This is a genomic window from Mycobacterium sp. 94-17 (assembly GCF_035617725.1).
In the GTDB taxonomy this organism is placed as follows: Bacteria; Actinomycetota; Actinomycetes; order Mycobacteriales; family Mycobacteriaceae; genus Mycobacterium.
Genome location: NZ_JAPIYN010000001.1, coordinates 539,641 through 560,088, shown reverse-complemented (window position 1 = coordinate 560,088; position 20,448 = coordinate 539,641). Strand labels below are relative to the sequence as shown.

Annotated in this window: 20 protein-coding genes; 9 read left to right on the top strand and 11 right to left on the bottom strand. The window is 66.8% G+C overall.

Features of this window, described 5'->3' with window-relative positions:
- The 3 genes from OQ789_RS02875 to OQ789_RS02865 form a co-directional block, all read left to right on the top strand.
- Window positions 1-182, top strand: a 182-nt coding sequence (locus OQ789_RS02875) for a hypothetical protein (protein WP_324683312.1), incomplete at its 5' end; no start/stop codon positions are given.
- 9 nt (window positions 183-191) lie between these two features.
- Window positions 192-584 (top strand): heme-binding protein, encoded by a 393-nt coding sequence (locus OQ789_RS02870; RefSeq protein ID WP_324683310.1) that lies wholly within the window; start codon window positions 192-194, stop codon window positions 582-584.
- A gap of 194 nt (window positions 585-778) precedes the next feature.
- Window positions 779-1,054, top strand: a complete 276-nt coding sequence (locus tag OQ789_RS02865) for a hypothetical protein (protein WP_324683376.1) — start codon at window positions 779-781, stop codon at window positions 1,052-1,054.
- 69 nt (window positions 1,055-1,123) lie between these two features.
- Here OQ789_RS02865 and OQ789_RS02860 read toward each other — a convergent pair whose 3' ends face one another.
- The 3 genes from OQ789_RS02860 to OQ789_RS02850 form a co-directional block, all read right to left on the bottom strand.
- Complete coding sequence (locus OQ789_RS02860; protein ID WP_324683308.1) at window positions 1,124-2,080, bottom strand: HTTM domain-containing protein; 957 nt, start codon at window positions 2,078-2,080, stop codon at window positions 1,124-1,126.
- On the bottom strand, window positions 2,077-2,541 hold the full coding sequence (locus OQ789_RS02855; protein WP_324683307.1) for a hypothetical protein: 465 nt from the start codon (window positions 2,539-2,541) through the stop codon (window positions 2,077-2,079). The genes OQ789_RS02860 and OQ789_RS02855 overlap by 4 nt, the downstream gene beginning before the upstream one ends.
- Window positions 2,542-3,584: 1,043 nt before the next feature.
- Window positions 3,585-3,977 carry a hypothetical protein gene (locus OQ789_RS02850; protein WP_324683305.1) on the bottom strand — a complete coding sequence of 131 codons (393 nt, stop codon included), beginning with the start codon at window positions 3,975-3,977 and terminating at the stop codon, window positions 3,585-3,587.
- A gap of 560 nt (window positions 3,978-4,537) precedes the next feature.
- On the opposite strand from OQ789_RS02850, the gene OQ789_RS02845 reads away from it, so the two are divergent.
- Both OQ789_RS02845 and OQ789_RS02840 read left to right on the top strand, forming a co-directional pair.
- Window positions 4,538-5,272: a DUF4268 domain-containing protein gene (locus tag OQ789_RS02845; protein ID WP_324683304.1), complete on the top strand. Its 735-nt coding sequence runs from the start codon at window positions 4,538-4,540 to the stop codon at window positions 5,270-5,272.
- 527 nt (window positions 5,273-5,799) lie between these two features.
- Entirely contained in the window at window positions 5,800-6,015 is a 216-nt protein-coding gene (locus tag OQ789_RS02840) for a hypothetical protein (RefSeq protein ID WP_324683303.1), read from the top strand.
- 154 nt (window positions 6,016-6,169) lie between these two features.
- Here the strand turns inward: OQ789_RS02840 and OQ789_RS02835 are convergent, their stop codons facing one another.
- Entirely contained in the window at window positions 6,170-7,666 is a 1,497-nt protein-coding gene (locus tag OQ789_RS02835) for a DUF4185 domain-containing protein (RefSeq protein WP_324683302.1), read from the bottom strand.
- Between the two features lie 761 nt (window positions 7,667-8,427).
- On the opposite strand from OQ789_RS02835, the gene OQ789_RS02830 reads away from it, so the two are divergent.
- The 3 genes from OQ789_RS02830 to OQ789_RS02820 are packed head-to-tail and all read left to right on the top strand — an operon-like array spanning window position 8,428 to window position 11,653.
- On the top strand, window positions 8,428-9,654 hold the full coding sequence (locus OQ789_RS02830) for an acetyl-CoA acetyltransferase (RefSeq protein ID WP_324683300.1): 1,227 nt from the start codon (window positions 8,428-8,430) through the stop codon (window positions 9,652-9,654).
- A 2-nt stretch (window positions 9,655-9,656) separates the two neighbouring features.
- Window positions 9,657-11,171: a carotenoid oxygenase family protein gene (locus OQ789_RS02825; protein ID WP_324683298.1), complete on the top strand. Its 1,515-nt coding sequence runs from the start codon at window positions 9,657-9,659 to the stop codon at window positions 11,169-11,171.
- Window positions 11,168-11,653 (top strand): VOC family protein, encoded by a 486-nt coding sequence (locus OQ789_RS02820; RefSeq protein WP_324683296.1) that lies wholly within the window; start codon window positions 11,168-11,170, stop codon window positions 11,651-11,653. Before OQ789_RS02825 ends, OQ789_RS02820 begins: the two co-directional genes overlap by 4 nt.
- Window positions 11,654-11,657: 4 nt before the next feature.
- Here the strand turns inward: OQ789_RS02820 and OQ789_RS02815 are convergent, their stop codons facing one another.
- From OQ789_RS02815 to OQ789_RS02785, 7 genes are all read right to left on the bottom strand, one after another.
- Complete coding sequence (locus OQ789_RS02815; RefSeq protein WP_324683294.1) at window positions 11,658-12,092, bottom strand: hypothetical protein; 435 nt, start codon at window positions 12,090-12,092, stop codon at window positions 11,658-11,660.
- A gap of 246 nt (window positions 12,093-12,338) precedes the next feature.
- Window positions 12,339-12,812: an SRPBCC family protein gene (locus tag OQ789_RS02810; protein WP_324683293.1), complete on the bottom strand. Its 474-nt coding sequence runs from the start codon at window positions 12,810-12,812 to the stop codon at window positions 12,339-12,341.
- A gap of 3 nt (window positions 12,813-12,815) precedes the next feature.
- Complete coding sequence (locus OQ789_RS02805; RefSeq protein WP_324683292.1) at window positions 12,816-13,004, bottom strand: antitoxin; 189 nt, start codon at window positions 13,002-13,004, stop codon at window positions 12,816-12,818.
- Window positions 13,005-13,069: 65 nt separating this feature from the next.
- The gene (locus tag OQ789_RS02800) at window positions 13,070-15,454 is read right to left on the bottom strand and encodes an HAD-IC family P-type ATPase (RefSeq protein WP_324683291.1); all 2,385 of its coding nucleotides are present in this window, start codon (window positions 15,452-15,454) and stop codon (window positions 13,070-13,072) included.
- Complete coding sequence (locus OQ789_RS02795; protein ID WP_324683289.1) at window positions 15,451-17,037, bottom strand: serine hydrolase; 1,587 nt, start codon at window positions 17,035-17,037, stop codon at window positions 15,451-15,453. Before OQ789_RS02795 ends, OQ789_RS02800 begins: the two co-directional genes overlap by 4 nt.
- Window positions 17,038-17,077: 40 nt before the next feature.
- On the bottom strand, window positions 17,078-18,187 hold the full coding sequence (locus tag OQ789_RS02790) for an MBL fold metallo-hydrolase (protein WP_324683375.1): 1,110 nt from the start codon (window positions 18,185-18,187) through the stop codon (window positions 17,078-17,080).
- A gap of 5 nt (window positions 18,188-18,192) precedes the next feature.
- On the bottom strand, window positions 18,193-18,924 hold the full coding sequence (locus OQ789_RS02785) for an enoyl-CoA hydratase (protein ID WP_324683287.1): 732 nt from the start codon (window positions 18,922-18,924) through the stop codon (window positions 18,193-18,195).
- Window positions 18,925-18,951: 27 nt separating this feature from the next.
- Between OQ789_RS02785 and OQ789_RS02780 the strand changes: the two genes are divergently transcribed.
- On the top strand, window positions 18,952-20,442 hold the full coding sequence (locus OQ789_RS02780) for a carboxyl transferase domain-containing protein (RefSeq protein ID WP_324683286.1): 1,491 nt from the start codon (window positions 18,952-18,954) through the stop codon (window positions 20,440-20,442).
- Window positions 20,443-20,448: the final 6 nt, after the last annotated feature.

The following is a 20,448-nucleotide window of genomic DNA, read 5'->3' as shown; positions in this document are numbered from 1 at the left end:
ACCCTCATTCGTCCGGCTACGACACGCCGGTTCTCACTTCACGGCCCGGCTCGTACACCACCTTGGTGGACGCAACCCTGGAGGATTTATCGCTGTACGCAGAAAAGGGCTATCTGTATCTGCTTAGCTTTAGCCGGGCGACGACCGCCATCGGTTGCGGCCAGCTTGATTACCGAATGTAGGAGCCAGTTATGTTCCTCTTGCCAATCATTCCGCGCCGCGCGGTAGTCGGAGCGATCGGGGCCGGCGCAATTACCGGCACGCTGTTATGCGCTACTGCGGGCACCGCCGCCGCCGATCCGCCGCCTCGGCCGGCCAACTGCACAGCTGCGGACGTAGCCGGCGTCGCGGCTGGTGTTGCGACGGCGCTCTCGACATACTTGTTCACTCATCCGGATGTGAACGAGTTCTATACCGGCCTTCAGGATCAGCCCAAAGATCAGATCCAAGGCGATGTGCAGAACTACTTCAGCACCAATCCGCAGGAGCAAGCCGACCTGGAGAACATCCGTCAGCCGATGACCGACATCAGGCAGCGTTGCCAGTGGACTCCATTACTTGGGCAGGGTGGCGCCACGCCCTGAGCGACGGGGCCGCCAGATCTAACTTTGGCCCAAAGCTGACGAAAGTCACCGAGCGCAACCTGCTGCAGGAATTCAGGTCTTATCGTGTGCGCACAGGAATGTACCGCGGCCCTCCGCTCGCTTACTGCCAACAAGCGGCCCGGCCATGAGGTAAGGAGATCGCGATGAAGCTGCGGGTGCGGCCTTGGACCGTCATGGGGATAGCGGTATTGGCTTTCACGTCGATTCCAGAGATATATGCCGTCGTGCAACCCCCGGGTGTGGCCAAAGCCGACGTGTGTGCGAGCGTCGGCAGGCGTGTGTCGGTCGGCGGGTGCACCAATGTTGCCGATACGGTCAACAGCTATGCCCCACCGCCGGCGGACTATGCGCCACTGCCGCAGGACTTTCCGCCGCCACCACCACCCCCGCCGCCGGTAAATGTTTGCGTTGGGGCCGGTCGGCGGGTCCATGTAAGCGGGTGCTTCTAAAGCGCGGCGCCGAGCGTGGGCACCGAAGGTCCAACAGTCGAAATCCGTGCCGGCTCACCCGCAGATCAGCTAAATCCCCGAATCCGCATCCCTGCTCGGGGCGGGATCACTGCGTCGCCGTGGATCTTTTAGCTTGTCCGGCAGGCGCTTTGCGGTTTCGGGTGAGAGCCACGAAAGATACATGACGAACATGGCCAAACTGAATATGCCGATCTGGATGTGGATGTCGATCATCACATGCAGCAGCACACCGGCAGACAGCACCCACGGCCGACATCGCGGGAACCAAACGAGCGCGCCCACGGCCAACTCGACCGAGATCGCTCCCCACGTCAGGATGTTCATCGCGAGGCCGTTCGTCACCAGCCACTCGGGTAGTGGCACACGACGCATGTCGTCAAGCCGCAACGCGTAGGAGACGGCGGTGCCGTTCAACCACGTTTCCCCGGACAGCTTCACTCGCGCCGAAGCGAGGTAGACGAGCGACATTTGAACCCGAATCAGTTGGATCGGCCACTTCGCTCGTATCTGCGCCGACCAAAAGGATCCCGTCAACCGTCTCTGATCGAGCGATAGCGCTGCGCCACAAGGGGATATCGCGAGCAGAAACGCTTCAATCCTGACAAGAACGTCTCCGGCATTGAACACCCACGGCGACCGTCGTTCAAATGACACGATCAGGACGAAGACAACGACGGCCGCCAGCCTGCTGTGCCAGCCGGTCAGCAGGGCGAGGGACGACAGCACTAGCACCACTGCCCCAATCAGCATGGCCTCGTTGCTGTTCCAGATTTCGAAAATCCCCCACGTATGCGCGACAGACGGCTGAGCCGGGGTGACCCCCCGGGCATCCAGCAACCCGTTGCGCATCGGTAGGAGCCACAGCCCCCAGAGCACAGCAAGCGCACCGAACGCGATGCGCACTACGCCCAGCGTGTACATCGGTTGCGGCTGAAACCAAAACGACTGCCACGCGTCGCCGACAGCGGACAGCCGCAGCCGAGCCGATCGCGCGATTGCGCTCATCGGTTGCCCGCCAGGTTCTCGCTATAGAGGGTTTCGACTGCCGTCTGGCCAGGACCGCCGGCGCCCGGCGGAGGAATTTCTCGTGTTCGAAGCAGCATCACGACGGTGACCGGTTGGTCGCCGGGGCGCGTCAACTCACGGACGGCCCAATGGGCGAACTCCGCACGAATCTGGCGTTCGGTCAGCAGATTCTCCTTGTATTTTCGCCAGCGATGCGAGTAGGCAACGCCAAATACCGCATTGGTGCGCGGAAGCGTCCACACCCTCTCGGATTTGTCCGCCATCGCGATGTGCACCTCGATGTCTTCCTGGCGCTGTGGCGGATTGGGCGCATACATCGACCAGTTCTGATCGAGTCCAAGAGGGACCGCGATCCGGTCCACCAACGGTGCGACGGCTCGTGTGATCGCGGCGGCCGGCAAGTTGCCCGCCACGCCGCTGCCCAAAACGACGACGATCATCGCGCTGGCGGCGACGTCGCGGACGCGCGGCACCCCGATTCTGTCGCGGATTCCCCGCCAGATGGCGGTCGCGCGGCGGTCGTTCTGCGCGTCTGGTGCTTCCGACATTTCGTCACCCCGCGTTAGGCAGACCGCCGCTCATCAAGATCGAGGCCGTCGCGTAGGAGCAAATGATAGATCGTCCGTCACGCGGACGTCCGACGAACGCCAGGGCAAAACCGTCGTTTGCCAGAAATCCTGGCAAACAGCTACATCACGACCGCGTGTTTGATTGACTTTCAAGGGTCAGGACTGCTCCGGGGGGTAGAAGGACGCGACCATGGCTGTGACGATCGGACACGCCAAGTTGATCATCCGCGGTCGCAGCGGGGTTGTCCGCGGTCTTCCTAAGACCAATTTCCGATGCCGGCCAGGGTTTGCTCGTCCGACGTGTGGGCCCTGTCGAAGGAACGAGCGATGACAGATAGACCGGTGCCACGCGGTCGACCGGGTGACCGGCACGGCAACAACCCCCAGGATCCCACCCAGCGCGGCTACGCACAGCCTCCCGCAGACAGGACGATCCGGTTTAACGCCTCCGAATTCGTTACCAGCCAAGCTGATGCGCTGGCATGGTCAGAGGCCCCAGACGACGGCGAGGAGCCCACTCAGTACTTGGGAGGGGACCCACATCAGCAATACCGGCAACTGCCGCACCGGGAACCCGCGCAACCGGATGACGAAGACGACGCACCGGTACAGCCCAAGGTGTGGTATCGCGGAACGGGCCTCTATTTCATTGCTGCCGGCGTGGTCGTGGCTGCTCTGACCAGCGGTGGTCTGGTCTATACGCTGACCAGTTCCACCCAAGTAACGGGCCCGCCGGCGACCACGAGTCCAACGGCGCCAGTGCCGGCGACCCAACCGGCCGGCGCGGGTACGGCGGGCGGGGGTGCACCCGCGCCCGCAAATCCGGCAACACCGGTTCAAGAGGTGCCGCCGCCCGGCGTGGGTAACACCTGGGCAGGCCCGCCAGCCGCAGTCAACGCGGGAACACCGGCGCCTCAGGCGCCTCCGCCCGGCGCGGGTGCGCCCCCCGCACCCGCGGATCCGCCACTGCCGGTGAATGCGCCGCCGGCTCCGGTGCCGGTGCCGGTGCCGTTGCCGTTGCCGGTCGTAGTACCGGTCCCGGTGCCGGTGGTTCCGCCGCCCGGCACGGGTACCACCGGAGCGGGAACGACCGGCACGGGCACCACGCAGACGGGGACGACCGGCACGGGCACCACGCAGACGGGGACGACCGGGACCGGCACCACCCAAGCGGGCACCACCGGCACTGGCACCACCGGCTCCACCACAGGCAGCACCACCGGTAGCACCACCGGCTCCACCACAGGCAGCACGACTAGCAGCAGCACAACTGGCACCACCACGGGCAGCACCACTAGCAGCAGCACAACTGGCACCACCGGCAAAGGCAGCACTCAAACCGGCACCACCAGCGCGGGCACTACCGGCAGTGGCGGCAACCCTGGCCAACAGAAGTGCAAACAACTTGGGACGTGCTGACAAAATCACGCGCCAAACGAGCATCGGCGGCGAGGTGACGAGTCTCGAGCAGTCCTCGAATAGCGACATGACAACGGTTCAGCGGGCATGCGCTGCGCTCACGAAAGATTCACACCGGCTTGCGAACTGGATGTTTCGCAGCGGGCGTGCCAACGGTGGCGACCGCATTGCACTCCGCCCCGCGATTTTCACGATTTCCGTTGTAACTCACAGCTCAGGCATTTACGCTCGCATCGACGAGTCGGGCGACGTCAACAACTCCATCACCACACAGCATCACAAGACCCGGAGGTCGGGACGAGCATGTTGTCCCTCAGCGAATCTCACGGCCCGTTAGGCGTTCGAGAACCACGCGGAGTCGCCGTCTCATGACTGTCCAGCCGCTGAACCAAGGTCTGTGCGGATGCGCCGCCCCGGTCCTCCAGCCGGCCTCCTGGCGGTGACGTCAATGGATGCCGCGGGCTTCTTCTACATTCTCTTTCTCGTTTTCTTCTTCGCTATCGGTGGAATCGTGTTCGGGGTCTTCGTCGCCCAGACGAGGCCCGCGAAGGCGCGGGCAAAGGCGAGGGCCCGAGCCGCACGGGCCAGAAATGCGGCCTCGCAAGACGCCGACGTTCGTCCTGCCGGGGTGGAGCTCCAGCACGACGACTCCACCCCTGCACCGAGTTCGGGCAAGGCGACCGGCGTAGACGCACCGTCCGAGCGCTCCAAGCTCTATTTGGACTTCTGGGAGCAGTTTCTCAACCGCGTGACCGCCGAGCATCCCGGCTGGACAAAGAGGAAAGCACCGACACACGCGCCGCGATGCAACCTGCCCACCGGCGTGGGCGCGGTCTCCTACTCAACCGCCTTCACCCCCCAGGGTCTCGGCGTGCAGCTCTACTTCGGCAGTTCCGATCCCGGCATCAATTCGGGCAGGTTCGAGGCACTCCGTGCGACCAAAGACGAATTCGAGCGGGCCCTCGGGCTGGTGGCCCAGTGGGACGACAAGCCCGGCAAGAAGGCCACCGCGATCTGCGTGACATCGCAGTTCGGGAGTGTTGCGGACGTGGACCTGTGGCCCGCGATGCTCGACTGGGTGCTCGATCAGCACGAGCGGTTCAGGCAAGCGGTGGATGCGGTCGGTGGGCTTCAAAGGCTCAAAGAGGCGAGCCCTCGCAAGCGTTTCGCAGAAGTCAGCTGACCGGCCGGCGAACCACCGGGACCCTGGGCCCGGCGACGCGCGTCCCGAAGAGCGCGACGTGGCGAACTTCATGCGGTATGGGTGTCGCGGCCGCGATCACCAAGCTCGGCAAGGCCTGTGCCGACCGCCGACCACGTCGAATCGTATGATGTTGTCACACAACGCAGCCGGGCGGCCGGCCCCCTCCACGCCGCCATCGTCCACGCGCCGGTTCGGTGCACATCCGGCCGGGATTGCCCTCCGGCACGAGAACATCGAAAACCACTGCTATTCAACGCGATTAACGGTTTGCTTGCGCGCTTACAGCGAACTTACGCCGGCCGCCGCACCCATCTGAATCCCGACAAGTGCACGCTCACGGCGGTCGGCGTGAGGTCACATGACATCAGCAGGAAAATTTCAGTCATTACACAGCATTTCAGGTCGCACACAGTGCGGAGTAGAGGACTAGCATCGATACTGGCGTGCCACAAAAGAAGCGGAGCGCTAGTTGCTTCGTTGGGGCACACGACTTAACGGGGTGTGCGATGCGAAAGCTAGTCGCGACACTGATCGCAGTTGGGGCGGTAATGCTCAGCGGGGCTACCGCACGCGCCGAGGAACGGCCGTCATTACCTTCTCCCCGCCCTCCGTTCGACACACCGAAGTGCCTGAGTTTCGATTTCAATCCGCCGGCGCACTGGAATTACCTGCCCTGTGGGTGGTCGACGGATGGCAAGCGGTGGTTTCCGCCGCCGCCATAGCCGAATTAGCCTGAAGCAGACCGGCGCGGGTGGGCGCGCGAAAAGCCCTCAGCCGCTGGCAAAGTGACGTTGAGGTGCCCACTTCGTGCGGCGGCTCACGCTGCAGACGCCCGCATCCCCCCGGGCGTCCGCAGCGAAAGCGCGGGCAGCGGTTCTAGGGCAGCACGGTGTGCATCAGCATTACGTCGTATGCCGACCACAGCGACAGGTTGAAGTACAGGTCACGTCCTGACGACCAGGGGTGAATCATCGGCGCGTAGATACCGCCGGGCATCTGGAAGGACGACACCAGCGGCTGCTCGGGGCTCCACGGCCCTTGCGGCGTCGGTGCGGTCCGCGCCACCACGTCGTTGCTGCCGCCATTCGTGTACAGCACCAGGTATTGCTTGAGATAAGTGTTGTACTGGGCGGACATTTCGCCAACCGGCCCCGGGAAGATCGGGGTCGCCGCGCCCGGGTTGCTCGCCACCCAATGGCCGCCGTTGTCGCCGTTCCAGTACTGGTATTTCGTCAGGTCGGGCAATTGAGCCGGTGGGACGCGAGAGAGAAAGGCCGCGCCGCCGCGTCCCGACGGGGTGCCGAACTGATACAGGTAGCCGTCGTTGCCCTTCATGAACGCGCCCATCTGGAAGTTCTCATTTCCCGGCGTAAACCCGGCTCCCGGAATGGCATCCGGCGATGCCGTACGAATGGTAGTCGGGAAGATCCCCCAGTTCTGGCCGTTGTCGTTGGACCGCGCGATTGCCGAGTAGTTCGTCGACCATTCGCCGTCACGGCCCCACTGGCGGATGGACATGTAGCTCATGTACTGCGTTCTGCCCATCGACATCGCGGCGGTCGGGATGATGCCCGTCTCGTGCGCGGCCTTATGGATGGTGTTGACGACCTGCTTGGAAAGTCCGGGCGCCCAGACCGGTGAGCCCGAATACCTGTCGTTGGGCACACCATCGGCGAAGTGAATGCCCCTGGACAGATCGTGGTCATTGCTGCGGAACAGGGTGTTGTAGCGCCACTGCTGGCCGTGCACCTTGCAGTAGCCGAAGGTGTCACCGAATGCCATCAGCACCTGGCGGTTGGCGGGATCGCCGTTGTCCCAAGCGATCCCGAGGTCGGTTCCCGAGATGCTGAAGCGCTGCAGGGTCTTGTTGGGGCCATTCGGCCCGGTCACCCAGTCGACGAGCGACGTCGGTGCCCCCGCGATCGAAGGAGGCGGCGGTCCCGGCTCGGGCTGCGGCTGCGGCTGCGGCTGCGGCATCGGCGCGGCGTTGGGGCGCAGCTCGTTGGCGTTGGGCGGCAGCTGGCCCCCGGGCGTGGGCGGGTTGGGGCCGGGCGGCAGCACCTCGGCCTGCGGGTGCAACGGAGCGGAATACTGCCGGCCCGGGGCCGCAGGCTTGAGCAGTGACGAGATCAGCGGACCCAGCCGCGGTAGCGGCGCCTGGTCATTCGTGTGCGTCGGACGGCGCCCGGTCGGCGGCTGCACGACCGGCTGGGGCGCGGGCATCGCCGGCGGCGCGGCGGGAGGATCCACGTTCGCCTCGGCTGCGCCGCACGGCGTGGCGTTTGCCGTCGGAGCCGGCCCTACCACGAGGACGAATCCGATAGCGGCCGCCGAAGCCATCACTAGCGACACACTTCGCAGAAACGCCGACATGTAGCACCTTTCGAGGGGTAGGACACCGCGCTGATGTCCGCCAGCTTGGCCCCTGTGACGATAGTGACTTGCGGGACGAATGTGACTAGCGATGGGTTGATAGGTATCCATCCGTGACCGTGTCGCAACTCAACGATCAGCGTCCGCGGGCGGCCCGGCAATTGGTTAGCTCGTTGCTCATATAGGCAGATCAGCAGCGCTACCAGCTTTGCCGACGACGGGGCGCCGTCGCGGTTACCCGGCACCCGGCGCGCTGCCAGGATGGACCCCGGCCGGCGTCACCGACAGGGGGCGTGGCCCTTCACCTCGGCGAAGCTCGCCGCCACCGGCGGGCACCCCGCCACCAGCCGAGCGGCGCCGGCGCGGCGTTTGCGGGGTGCTTCCCCGGGCGTCGTTGTCGCTTTGCTGGACGCGAGAGTGATCCCAGGCGGCAAAGCTGGCCGCCGATCGGTACAAACGCACCACATTGCCGCAGCTCAGCCTCGTGCCGGCGTCAGCACCGACAACCGTCCGGTGCGGCACCACCGGCGTTTCACTCTCAGCGAGATCGGGGCGGCATGTTTGTCGACACGCGTCGATGGCAATGATCCAACAGAGGCGAGTGCGTCGGCCGGCCTTCGTACTCGCCTAGGTCCCGTCGGTTCAGCCCGAGAGCCGACGGGGCCGCCCCTTTTTCGAGCCCTACCGCCGACACGGCGCCGGACGACATCGGGTCGGCGATAGGCCTCAACAACCCCGCGGTGCGGGAGTACCGTCGGCGTATGGGCGGCTCGGCCGGTGTGTGGATTCTCGGTGGTTATCAAAGCGATTTCGCGCGCAACTTGACCAGAGAAGGTCGCGACTTCGCCGCGTTGACCGCCGAAGTGGTTGACGAGACCCTCGCCGCAGCGGGGGTGGATGCCGCCGAGATCGGCGTCGTGCACGTCGGCAACGCCTTCGGTGAGATGTTCGCGCGACAGGGCCACCTCGGAGCGATGCCGGCCACGGTGTGCGACGGCCTCTGGGAAACCCCGGCCACGCGGCACGAGGCCGCGTGCGCGTCGGGCAGCGTGGCGGCACTGTCGGCCATGGCCGATCTGCGATCGGGCGCCTACGAGGCCGCGCTGGTGGTGGGCGTCGAACTGGAGAAGACCGTGCCCGGCGAAATCGCGGCCCAGCATCTGGGTGCGGCCGCCTGGACCGGACACGAGGGGGCCGACGCCCGCTACCTGTGGCCATCGATGTTCGCCCAAGTCGCCGACGAATACGACCGTCGGTACGGCCTGGACGACGCGCACCTGCGGGCCATCGCGCAGCTGAACTTCGCCAACGCGCGGCGTAACCCCAACGCGCAGACCCGCGAATGGATGGTCCCCGACCCGATCGTCGACGACGACGCGAGCAACCCGGTCACCGAAGGCCGGCTACGGCGATTCGACTGCAGCCAAATGACGGACGGCGGAGCGGGATTGGTGCTCGTCAACGACACCTACCTGCGTGAGCATCCCGATGCACGGCCCATCGCGCGGATCGACGGGTGGGGCCATCGCACCGTCGGGTTGGGTCTGCGACAGAAATTGGACCGCGCCGACGGCGACCCGTACGTCCTGCCGCATGTGCGCGCGGCGGTACGCGACGCGCTGCGTCGCGCACGGCGCGACCTCGACGACGTCGACGGATTCGAAGTGCACGACTGCTTCACCCCCAGCGAGTACCTGGCAATCGACCACATCGGACTGACCGGCCCGGGCGAATCGTGGAAGGCCATCGAGAACGGCGAGCTCGAGATCGGGGGCCGGCTGCCGATCAACCCCAGCGGCGGCCTGATCGGCGGCGGGCACCCGGTAGGTGCCTCCGGTGTGCGCATGCTGCTCGACGCGGCCAAGCAGGTCAGCAACGCCGCCGGGGAGTATCAGCTCGAAGGCGCCCAGACCTTCGGCACCCTGAATTTCGGCGGCAGTACCGCCACCACAGTGAGTTTCATCGTCAGCGGCACCGAAGGCGTGTGACCATGGATGTTGAGATCGTCGGCAAGTTCTTGTCCACGCTGCCCGAAGACGACGAGCATCCTTACCGCACCGGGCCGTGGCGCCCCCAGACCACCGAGTGGGACGCAGACGACCTCATCGCCGTCGAGGGCGAGATCCCCCGCGATCTGGACGGCGTCTATTTGCGCAACACCGAGAACCCGTTGCATCCGGCGTTGAAGACCTATCACCCGTTTGACGGCGACGGCATGGTGCACGTGGTCGGCTTCCGGGACGGAAACGCCTTCTACCGCAACAGGTTCATCCGCACCGACGGCTTCCTCGCCGAGAACGAGGCGGGCGGGCCGCTATGGCCGGGCCTGGCCGAGCCCGTGCAACTGGCCCGCCGCGACCACGGGTGGGGCGCGCGTACGAAGATGAAGGACGCGTCGAGCACGGACGTCATCGTCCATCGCGGAATCGCGCTCACCAGCTTCTACCAGTGCGGCGACCTGTACCGGATCGACCCGTATTCGGCCGACACGCTCGGCAAGGAGTCCTGGAACGGTAGGTTTCCGGCCGATTGGGGGGTGTCCGCACATCCCAAGGTGGACAACAGAACCGGCGAACTGCTGTTCTTCAACTACAGCAAGCAAGAGCCGTACATGCACTACGGCGTGGTCGACGAGCGCAACGCACTGGCACACTATGTCGACATCCCGCTACCCGGCCCACGTCTCCCCCACGACATGGCCTTCACCGAAAACTACGCCATCCTCAACGATTTTCCGCTGTTCTGGGATCCGCAGCTGCTCGAGCACGACGTGCACCTGCCGCGCTTCTATGCCGAGATCCCGTCGCGGTTCGCGGTGATCCCGCGCCGCGGCGGCACCGGGGACATCCGCTGGTTCGAGGCCGACCCCACCTTCGTGCTGCACTTCACCAACGCCTACGAGGAGGGCGACGAAGTCGTGCTCGACGGCTTCTTCGAAGGCGATCCGTCTCCGCTCGATGACGGGGGAACCAAGTGGGACAAGCTATTTCGCTTCCTCGCCCTCGATCGATTGCAGGCCCGGCTGCACCGGTGGCGTTTCAACCTGGTCACCGGGGCGGTGCGAGAAGAGCGGCTCTCGGAGTCCATCACCGAGTTCGGCACCATCAACCCTGAGTGCGCCGGCCGCGCGTACCGCTACACCTATGCCGCCACCGGAAAGCCCGGCTGGTTTCTGTTCGATGGCCTGGTCAGACACGACCTGCGCACCGGAACCGAGGAGGGCTTCTCGTTCGGTGCGGGCGTCTACGGCAGCGAGGCCGCGATGGCGCCACGCGTCGGCGCCACCGGTGAGGACGACGGCTACCTGATCACCCTTACCACCGACATGAACACCGACGCCTCCTACTGCCTGGTGTTCGACGCGGCCCGGGTCGGCGACGGCCCGGTGTGTAAACTGCAACTGCCCGAACGCATTTCCAGCGGCACCCACTCGACGTGGGCACCCGGTGCGCAGTTGCGGCGCTGGGACACCGCCGACTCTGCCGCCGGGGCGGTCGGGCTGTGACGAGCGCGGACAAGCACCACCACAAGACACACTGGCCGCCGCAACTGGCTGCCATCGGCGCCATCCGTTTCGCGCGCCGCTCTTCACATTTCGCGGACACCGTGCGGTTCTATCGCGAACTGGTGGGGCTGCCGCTTTACGAAACCTTCGGCGACAGCTACGGAAGCAACGGCGCCATCTTCGGGTTGCCGAGCTGGAACCTCACGATGGAAATCGTGGAGGCCACCGGGACGGTCGCGGTGGACCATCACGAACAGCTGTGCCTGTATTTCCCCGATCAGCAGGCGCAGCAAGCCGCCCTGGCCCGCCTGCGCGACGCGGGCATCGAACCCGTCGAACAACACCCGTACTGGCAGGCCACGGGCGCGGTCACCTTCCGCGACCCGGATGGTCGCGAAATAGTGTTCGCGCCCTTCGTATTCGGCGTCAACGAGCCCGACGGCAGCGCCGCCTCGGGGACGCATGAATTCCCGTCGGGCTGAGGTTTCAGCGGCCGAACCGGCCGGACGCCAACGCGGCGATGACGGCCACCAGCGAGCACGCCACCGCGCATACGGCGGCGCCCGCACCGACGTACAGCCCGTATTCGGCCGACACCGGCGGGTTGACGTTCAACTTGTAGTACCACACGGTGAGCGCCACGATCAGCAACGAAATCAACAGCGCGGCAAACGAAGCGAGCCTCATCGACAGACCGCGGCCTATCATCGCGCCGGCCACCAGCAGCGTCGAGGCCAACAGCACGATGAGCTGACCCCCGCCGAACCCACGGGGCAGTTCCAGGTTGCCGTGGGTGCCGCCGATCGCGCTGGCCCAGCCCCCGCCGTTCACCGTCGTGCGCAGCCAGGGCAGCCAGGCGCTGGCCGACAGCACGACGGCGCAAAAGGCCACCAGCCAACCGGGGCGCAGTCGGCGGGTCATGGTAGCGAGACTAGCTCATCGCTTCGGCCCACCGTGCTTTGAAAACAAGCGAATTCGTCGTCGCCCCCGTCATGCTAGGTCTGCAGCGACGACAGGTTGAACACCGCGACGCTAGACGCTAGGGACATCCTCCGACCGGCACCACGCGGCGCCCGACTTTGTCGCTGTGAGGCGGGCGAAGGACACACCCTTTCTCGGCGGTGACACAAGTGAATCGTGAGACACCCGCGCGACGAACACCGCCGCTCAGCGACCGGGGCGGCGGCTTCCGTTGGTGCCCGGGTCGGGCCCGGTGAACACCGTGACGAAGTTCTCCAGCGACTGGTTGATGTCGCCACGCAGGGCCGCGGCGACGATCATGCCGATGGGACCGAACAGCGCAGGCCCGCCCAGGTGCACGTCGAAGCTGACGATGGAGCCGTCGTCGCTGGGCTTGATCTTCGCCATCAACTTGACCTTCACCCCGCCGACACCGTCGCCGTTGAGCGTCATGCCCTCGGGCGGCTTGTAGCGCACGACGGTCCATTTGATCCGGTTGTACATGCCCTTGACCTCGACGATCGACTCGACGACCGTGCCCTTGTCGATCTCGTCGGGCATGGTGCTGCGCCACACCCGGTGAATGGTCAGCCAGTCCTTGAACCGGGACAGGTCCGAGGCGTGCTGCCACGCCACCTCCGGCGGCAGCGGGACATCGATGGATCCGGAAAGCTTCGCCATCGCTCAGTTCTGCTGGTCGCCGGAGTCGGCGGCGCCGGTGGCCTTTTTGGCCTGATCCTGCACCTGATGGATGGTGTCGGTGTACTTGCCCTGCGTCTTCTCGTCGACGAACTCACCGGCCTTGTCGATCGCCATCTCGACCTTGTCGGCGTTCTGCGATAACAGATCCTTGGCCTTGTCCAAGAAACCCATGCGTCCTCCCTTTTTCCGGCATCGTACTTGGCCGCAGCCTTTGCGCTGCGGGTGAGCCGACACGCTCAGCGCCACAACCGCGGCTGCACGCCCAGCACTTTGGCCCGGATCCACCACGTGGCCTCGATGGCGGCGGCGCCCAGCACACCGATGCCCAGCGCGGCCGAGGTCACCGCGACATTGGACGGGTCGAGCATAAATTCCTTGCGCGTCAGCGGCAGGCTGAAAATCACGACATAGGCCAGGGCCGAGGCGATTACCAGCGCCACCCGCCACCACTGGTAGGGGCGGGCCACCACGGCCAGCACCCATAGCGCCGTCATCAGCAACGTGATCAGGGCGGCGGTGGACGCTTGATCCTGTTCGACGAAGGTGGCGTGCCGACCGTGATAGGCCAGCAGGTAGGAGGCGAACGTCGCGGTGCCGACGATCAGTCCGGAGGGCAGCGCCGAGGTGAGCACACGGCGCACGAAACCCGAGTTAGCGCGTTCGTTGTTGGGCGCCAGCGACAGGATGAACGACGGTATCCCGATGGTGAACCAGGCCGCGATGGTGACGTGGATGGGCTGGAACGGATACAGCAGCGGGTCGGCGTTCAGCGGTTTGGCGAGCAGGCATTCGATGCCCACCAGCAACGCCAGCAGCACCGAGTACACCGTCTTGGTCAAGAACAGGTTGGCGACGCGCTCGATGTTGCCGATCACCCGGCGCCCCTCGCCCACGACGTAGGGCAGTGTGGCAAACCTGTTGTCCAACAGCACGATCTGTGCGACGGCACGCGCCGCCGGGCTGCCGGCGCCCATCGCGACACCGATATCCGCATCCTTGAGCGCCAGCACGTCGTTGACGCCGTCACCGGTCATCGCCACGGTGTGCCCGTGCGTCTGCAAGGCGTGCACCATGGCGCGTTTCTGGTCCGGCCGCACCCGGCCGAAGGTGGTGTGGGTGTCGAGTGCGTCGGCCAATCGCGCAGACTCTGAGGGCAATTGGCGCGCGTCCATCGTCTCGCCGTGCAGACCGAGTTTGCCGGCGACGGCGCCGACCGAGACCGCGTTGTCCCCGGACAGCACTTTGACCGAAACACCCTGTTCGGCAAAGTAATCCAGAGTGTCGCGCGCGTCGGGGCGCACCTTCTGTTCGAGGACCACCAACGCCGCGGGGGTGACGCGGCCCGGCGCGTCGGGATCGTCGACGGCGACGCCGGCCGCGCCGACCAGCAGGACCCGCAGCCCCTGCGCCCCGATCCTCTCGGCCTGTTCGGCCGCCGCCGAGGCCGGCTCGAGCAAGACGTCCGGAGCGCCCATCACCCAGTTGCCGTGGTCTCGGAACGAGACGCCGCTCCACTTGGTCGCCGACTTGAAAGGTGCTGTCGCCGTGGCGGTCCAGCCCGGTGGTTGGTGGTAGGCCTCGGCGATGGCCCGCATGCTCGCGTTGGGTCGCGGGTCGGCGGCGGCCAACGCGGCCAGCACGTCGCAGATCCGCTCCCCCGACTGGCTGAGCTCATCCACGGTTGCGACTCGCATGCCGCTTTCGGTCAGGGTGCCCGTCTTGTCGGCGCAGACCACGTCGACGCGTGCGAGTCCCTCGATGGCGGGCAGCTCCTGCACCAGGCACCGGCGCTGACCCAGCCGTACCACCCCCACCGCGAACGCGACCGAGGTGAGCAACACCAGGCCTTCGGGCACCATGGGCACCAACGCGCCGACCGTGCGCAGCACGGCCTGCCGCCAGTCCGCGTGCGTGGTGAACAGCTGGGTGTAGATGGTAAGCAGCCCGGCGGGCACCAACAGGTAGGTGATGAACTGCAGGATGCGGTTGATCCCGCTGCGCAGTTCGGATTTCACCAAGGTGAACTTGCTGGCCTCCTCGGCGAGCCTGGCCGCGTAGGCGTCCGGCCCGACCTTGGTGGCGCGGTAGGCGCCGCCGCCCGCGACGACGAAACTGCCCGACATCACCGCGTCGCCGACGTCCTTGGCGATCGGGTCAGCCTCACCGGTCAGCAGCGACTCGTCGACCTCCAGGTTCGCCGCTTCGACGATCTCGCCGTCGACGACGACCTGATCGCCGGGGCCCAACTCGATGATGTCGTCGAGCACCACCTCGCCCGGAGGCACCGCCGTGGTTCCGGATTGCCTGCGCACCAAGGGTTTCGCCTGCCCCACGATCGCGAGCTTGTCCAATGTCTGCTTAGCGCGGATCTCCTGGACCATGCCGACGACGCTGTTGGCGACGATCAGCAGCCCGAACATCCCGTTGATCACCGAGCCGGTCGCGAGCACGATCAGCAGCAGCACCCCCAGGATCGCGTTGATCCGGGTGAACACGTTGGCCCTGGCGATATCGGTGATGCTGCGCGTGGCGCGTTCCCGTACCGCGTTGCTCTTGCCGTCGGCCACGCGCTGCGCGACTTCGGCGTCGGTCAGGCCAGAGGTGGTGGAGGCGAGAGTCATCGCGTGAAGGTTCCCAGCTTGTTCGAGTCGTAGTACTCCAGGTTCAGCGTGGCGGCGGGGAACCCGGCAAACGTGGCCTTGGAAATCGTTCCGGGCGGCGCGTTTTCGTCGATCAGTGGGAAGGTGAACGTGTCGCCGTCCCAGTGGGTGAGGGTGGCCGTCCGGTTCTTTGGACCCATCGCCAGTTGCAGCGCGCCGTCTCGTACGGTCACGACGGCCGGCCCCCAGTAGTCGCTGGCGTAGCTACCGGCGTAGTCGCCCAGTGGCCTGGGCGGGGCGGGGCTGGCCGGGGGCCGCGCGCCGAGCAGCGACCCCACCGGGTTGTTCAGCCAGCCGATCGCCTTCTTGTACAACGATCCCCAATCCTGGCGGACCTGACCATACCGGACGAGGTCCATGAATTCGGCGGTCAGCGTTTCCGGAATGCCATAGGGCGCGGCGTTGGTCAGCGCGATGATGCCCAGATCCTCAGACGGCAACACCACGAAGTTGGTCGCCGCGCCCAGATCGAAAGCGCCCGAATGGCTGTACTCGGTGCGACCCGACGAGTCGACCGAGGCGTTGAAGCCGTATCCGTAAAAGCCGGTGCGCGCCCGCGGCGTCTTGGCCGGCGACGACACCATTTGCGGGCTGACGGCGGGCAACAGGGCTTCCGGCGATGCGATCCGCCGGCCGTCGTAGGTTCCGTTGCCCAGCAACATCAACAGCCAGCGCGCCATGTCGTTCACCGACGAACTGACCCCGCCCGCCGGCGACTGGGGATCCGGGTCGCGCTGAAACCGGGCCTGCCACTTGTCGTCGATCTTGATGTGGTTGACCGCGCGGTTGGGCCGGGCGGCGAAGTCGGCGAACCGCGAACTCGTCGACGCCATGCCGAGCGGGCGGTACAGCGCCTCGTCGGACAGGTCCTCCCACGGCTTTCCAGCCGCGGCCGCCACAGCCTCGGCACCGGCGGTGACCCCATAGTTGGTGTAGGCGTAGCTGATTCGGAACGGGTCCAGGGGCAGGTACTTGAGCCGTTCCAGCGTTTGCCGACGGTCATAGCCCAGGTCTTCGAGCTTGTCGCCGGCGTGGTCGGGCAGTCCGGAGCGATGCGAATACACGTCGGCGACGGTCACTTGGCTGGTGACATAGGGATCGTGCAGTGTGAACCACGGCAGCTTGGACGCGACGGGCGTGTCCCAGGCAACGACGTTGTCGCTGACCTCGTGCGCGATCACCGTGGCGCCGACCGATTTGGACACCGAGGCCAGCTGGAAGACTGTGTCGGCATCCACCCTGTTGCCCTGGTCCTGCCCTTTGCTCACATCCTTGACACCGAAACCCTTGGCGTACAACACCTTTCCGCCATGCACGACGGCCACGGCCATTCCCGGGATACCGGTACCCTTCATCAGGTCACCGACCAGCCCGTCGAGCTTGGCGACGGCCTCGCCGATGCGGCCCGCGGGTATCGCCACACCCGAGGCCTCGTTCGGCGGCACGTCGGTCGGGGTGGACGGCGGCGCGGCTGCCGGCGGCGCGGAACCGCATCCGGTCAACCCCAGCAGCATCACCGCGATTGCGGCCGCACGTTTGGTCATCCGCGAACCCTAACGCCGTGACGCTGCGCGCCGCGGCAACCTACAGCCGCCACCAGTCGCCGGACTCCTCCGGCACCGCGGGATCGATGCGCTGACCGGGCCGCGGCACCGCCACGCTCACCTGCTCGGGCGCGGCGGCGGCGAGCAGCCGCTCGACCGGTTCCGACCAGGGGTGCGGGGCCAACCGGAAAGTGCCCCAGTGGATCGGCACCAGCAGTCCGCCGTCGGTGACGTCCAGATGCGCGCGCACCGCCTCCTCGGGGTTCATGTGTACATCGGGCCAGGCCGTGTTGTAGGCGCCGATGGGGAGCAGGGTCACATCGAACGGCCCATGATCGGCGCCGATCTGCGCGAAGCTCTTGGTGTAGCCGGTGTCGCCGCCGAAGTACGCGCGGTGCGTCGGCCCGACGAACGCCCACGACGCCCACAGCGTGGTGTTGCGGTCCAGAAAGCGTCCCGAGAAATGCCGCGCGGGCACGCACACCACCGTGAGCTCGTCGACCTTGGCGCTCTGGTGCCAGTCGAGCTCGACGATGCGGTGCTCGGGGATCCCCCACCTGCGCAGGTGGGCCCCGATGCCGAGCGGCACGAAGAACGGTGCCCGCTGAGTGCGGGCCAGCGCCCGGACCGTGTCGATGTCGAGGTGGTCGTAATGGTCATGGCTGATCACCACCGCGTCGACGGCGGGCAGCGCCTCGAGATGGACCGGCGGCGGATGGAGCCGCTGCGGCCCGACGACGTCCGACGGCGAACACCGGTCGCTCCACACCGGATCGGTGAGCACCCGGTAACCGTCGATCTCCAACAACGCGGTGGAATGACCGAACCAGCTCACGGCCAATCGCCGCGGATCGGTGTCGAGCATCCCCGGCGAGGCCAGCGGGATCGGCCCCTTCGGCCGGCTGCCGCCGCGGTTGCCGATCAGTTCCCAGGCGATGAGCCGCAGCTGTTCCCGGTCCAGCGTGATCTCGGACGCCGGCTCGAGGTTGACGAAGACCCCGTCGCGGATGTGCGGCGACTCGGCCGCCACCGCCGCGATCGAAGCGGGGTGGGCGCCGAGCGCGTCCGGTGCGCCGTGCAGCGCGCGCACCAGCCAACCTCCGGCCGCCAGCGACGCCGTGCCGGCGACCAGCCGCAGCGTCCCCCGCATGTTCGTCACGCCCCCTGGAACTTCGGCGGCCGCTTCTCGATCCGGGCGACCTGGGCCTCGACGACGTCCTGGCTGCCCCAGGCTTTGTCGAAGAGCTCCTTGTGCACCGGACCGGCCTCTTCGATGGCGCCGTCGTCGTTGAGCACCCGCTTGGCGTGCTGGATCGCCAGCGGGGCCAGCCCGGCGATCTCGGCGGCCCAGGCCTGGGCGTCGGCCAGCGTCCCGATGCGGTTGGCCATGCCGGTCTGCAGCGCCGTGTCGGCGGTCAGCTTCTCCGCCGTCAGCAGCATCGCCCGGGCCCGACCGTGACCGACCAGCGACGACAGCCGCCGGATGCTCCAGTTATCAAGGGCCAGGCCATATTTCGAGGTCGGAAATTGGAAGAACGCGTCGGGTGCGACGACCCGCAGATCGCACTGCATGGCCAACTGCAGCCCGGCGCCGATGGCCGGGCCGTTGACCGCCCCGATCACCGGGATCAGCGTGGCGTCGAGCACCCTGTGCAGTTCGATGAGCCGGTCGGGGTAGTCGGCGGCGAAGGCGTCTCCGCTCAGGTCGGCGCCGGCGCAGAACGCCGAGCCCTGACCGGTCAGCACGATCGCGCGGGTGGAGCCGTCACCCGCCTTCAGCACGGCCTCGCGCAGCTCCTCGACCAGCTCGGAGTTCAGCGCGTTGCGGCGCTCGGGACGCTGAAGCTCGATCGTCATAACTGCTTCGGCCTGGGTAACACCGATCATGGCAGCCACCCTATATAGCCTCGTCACGTGAGTCGTATTACGGCTGGTCAACTGCGCGAGGCGGTGCTGGACGAGAATTCCTTCGTCCGCTGGGACAGCGAACCGCTCACCGTGCCGGTCAGCGCGTCCTACGCCCAGGCGCTGGCCGACGCCCGGGCCGCGACGGGCCTGGACGAAGCGGTGCTCACCGGCGAAGGGCGGCTGTTCGGGCGCCGGGTCGCGGTGGTGGTCTGCGAGTTCGGCTTCCTGGGCGGGTCGATCGGGGTGGCCGCGGCCGAGCGGATCACCGCCGCGGTGCAGCGGGCGACGGCCGAGGGGTTGCCGCTGCTGGCCTCGCCGAGCTCGGGCGGCACCCGAATGCAAGAGGGCACGGTGGCCTTTCTGCAGATGGTCAAGATCGCCGCGGCCGTCCGGCTGCACAAACAGGCGCACCTGCCCTACCTGGTCTATCTGCGCAATCCGACCACCGGCGGGGTGTTCGCGTCCTGGGGCTCGCTGGGCCATGTGACGGTCGCCGAGCCCGGCGCGTTGATCGGCTTCCTCGGCCCACGCGTGTACCAGCTCCTCTACGGCGAACCGTTCCCCGAGGGTGTACAGACCGCGGAAAATCTGCAACGACACGGCGTGATCGACGGTGTGGTCCCGCTCGACGAGCTACGCCGGACGCTGGACCGCGCCATGACCGTGATCGCCGACGCTCCCCAACCGCTTTCCGCGCCGGAGCCCCCCGAGCCGATCGCCGACGTCCCGGCATGGGATTCGGTGGTGGCGTCGCGGCGGCCCGACCGGCCCGGGGTGCGGCTGTTGCTGCGACACGGCGCCACCGATCGGGTGCTGCTGTCGGGGACCGGCCAGGGCGAGGCGGCGACCATGCTATTGGCGCTGGCCCGATTTGCGGGCCAGCCAGCGGTGGTGCTGGGCCAACAGCGGTCGACGGGCGGTCTGGTGGGGCCCGCCGCGCTGCGTGAAGCCCGTCGCGGCATGGCCCTGGCCGCCGAGCTGCGGCTGCCGCTGGTGCTGGTGATCGATACCGCGGGGCCGGCGCTGTCGGCCGACGCCGAACAGGGCGGGCTGGCCGGGCAGATCGCGCAATGCCTGGCAGAGCTGGTGACGCTGGATACCCCGACGGTGTCGGTGTTGCTGGGTCAGGGCAGCGGCGGGCCGGCGCTGGCGATGGTGCCCGCCGATCGAGTGTTGGCCGCGTTGCACGGCTGGCTGGCTCCCCTGCCGCCGGAGGGCGCCAGCGCGATCGTCTTCCGTGACACCGAGCACGCGGCCGAGCTCGCTGCGGCACAAGGAATCCGGTCTGCCGACTTATTGCGGTCCGGGATTGTCGACATCGTCGTCGCGGAGCATCCCGATGCCGCCGACGAGCCGGTCGAGTTCGCGCAGCGACTGTCGCTGGCCATCGCCGCCGAGGTGCAGGCGCTGCGCGAGCTCCCCGCCGCCGAGCGGCTGGCCGCGCGATTGCGGCGCTACCGGCGCGTGGGTTTGCCTGAGACTCGTCGCGACACGTAACACACG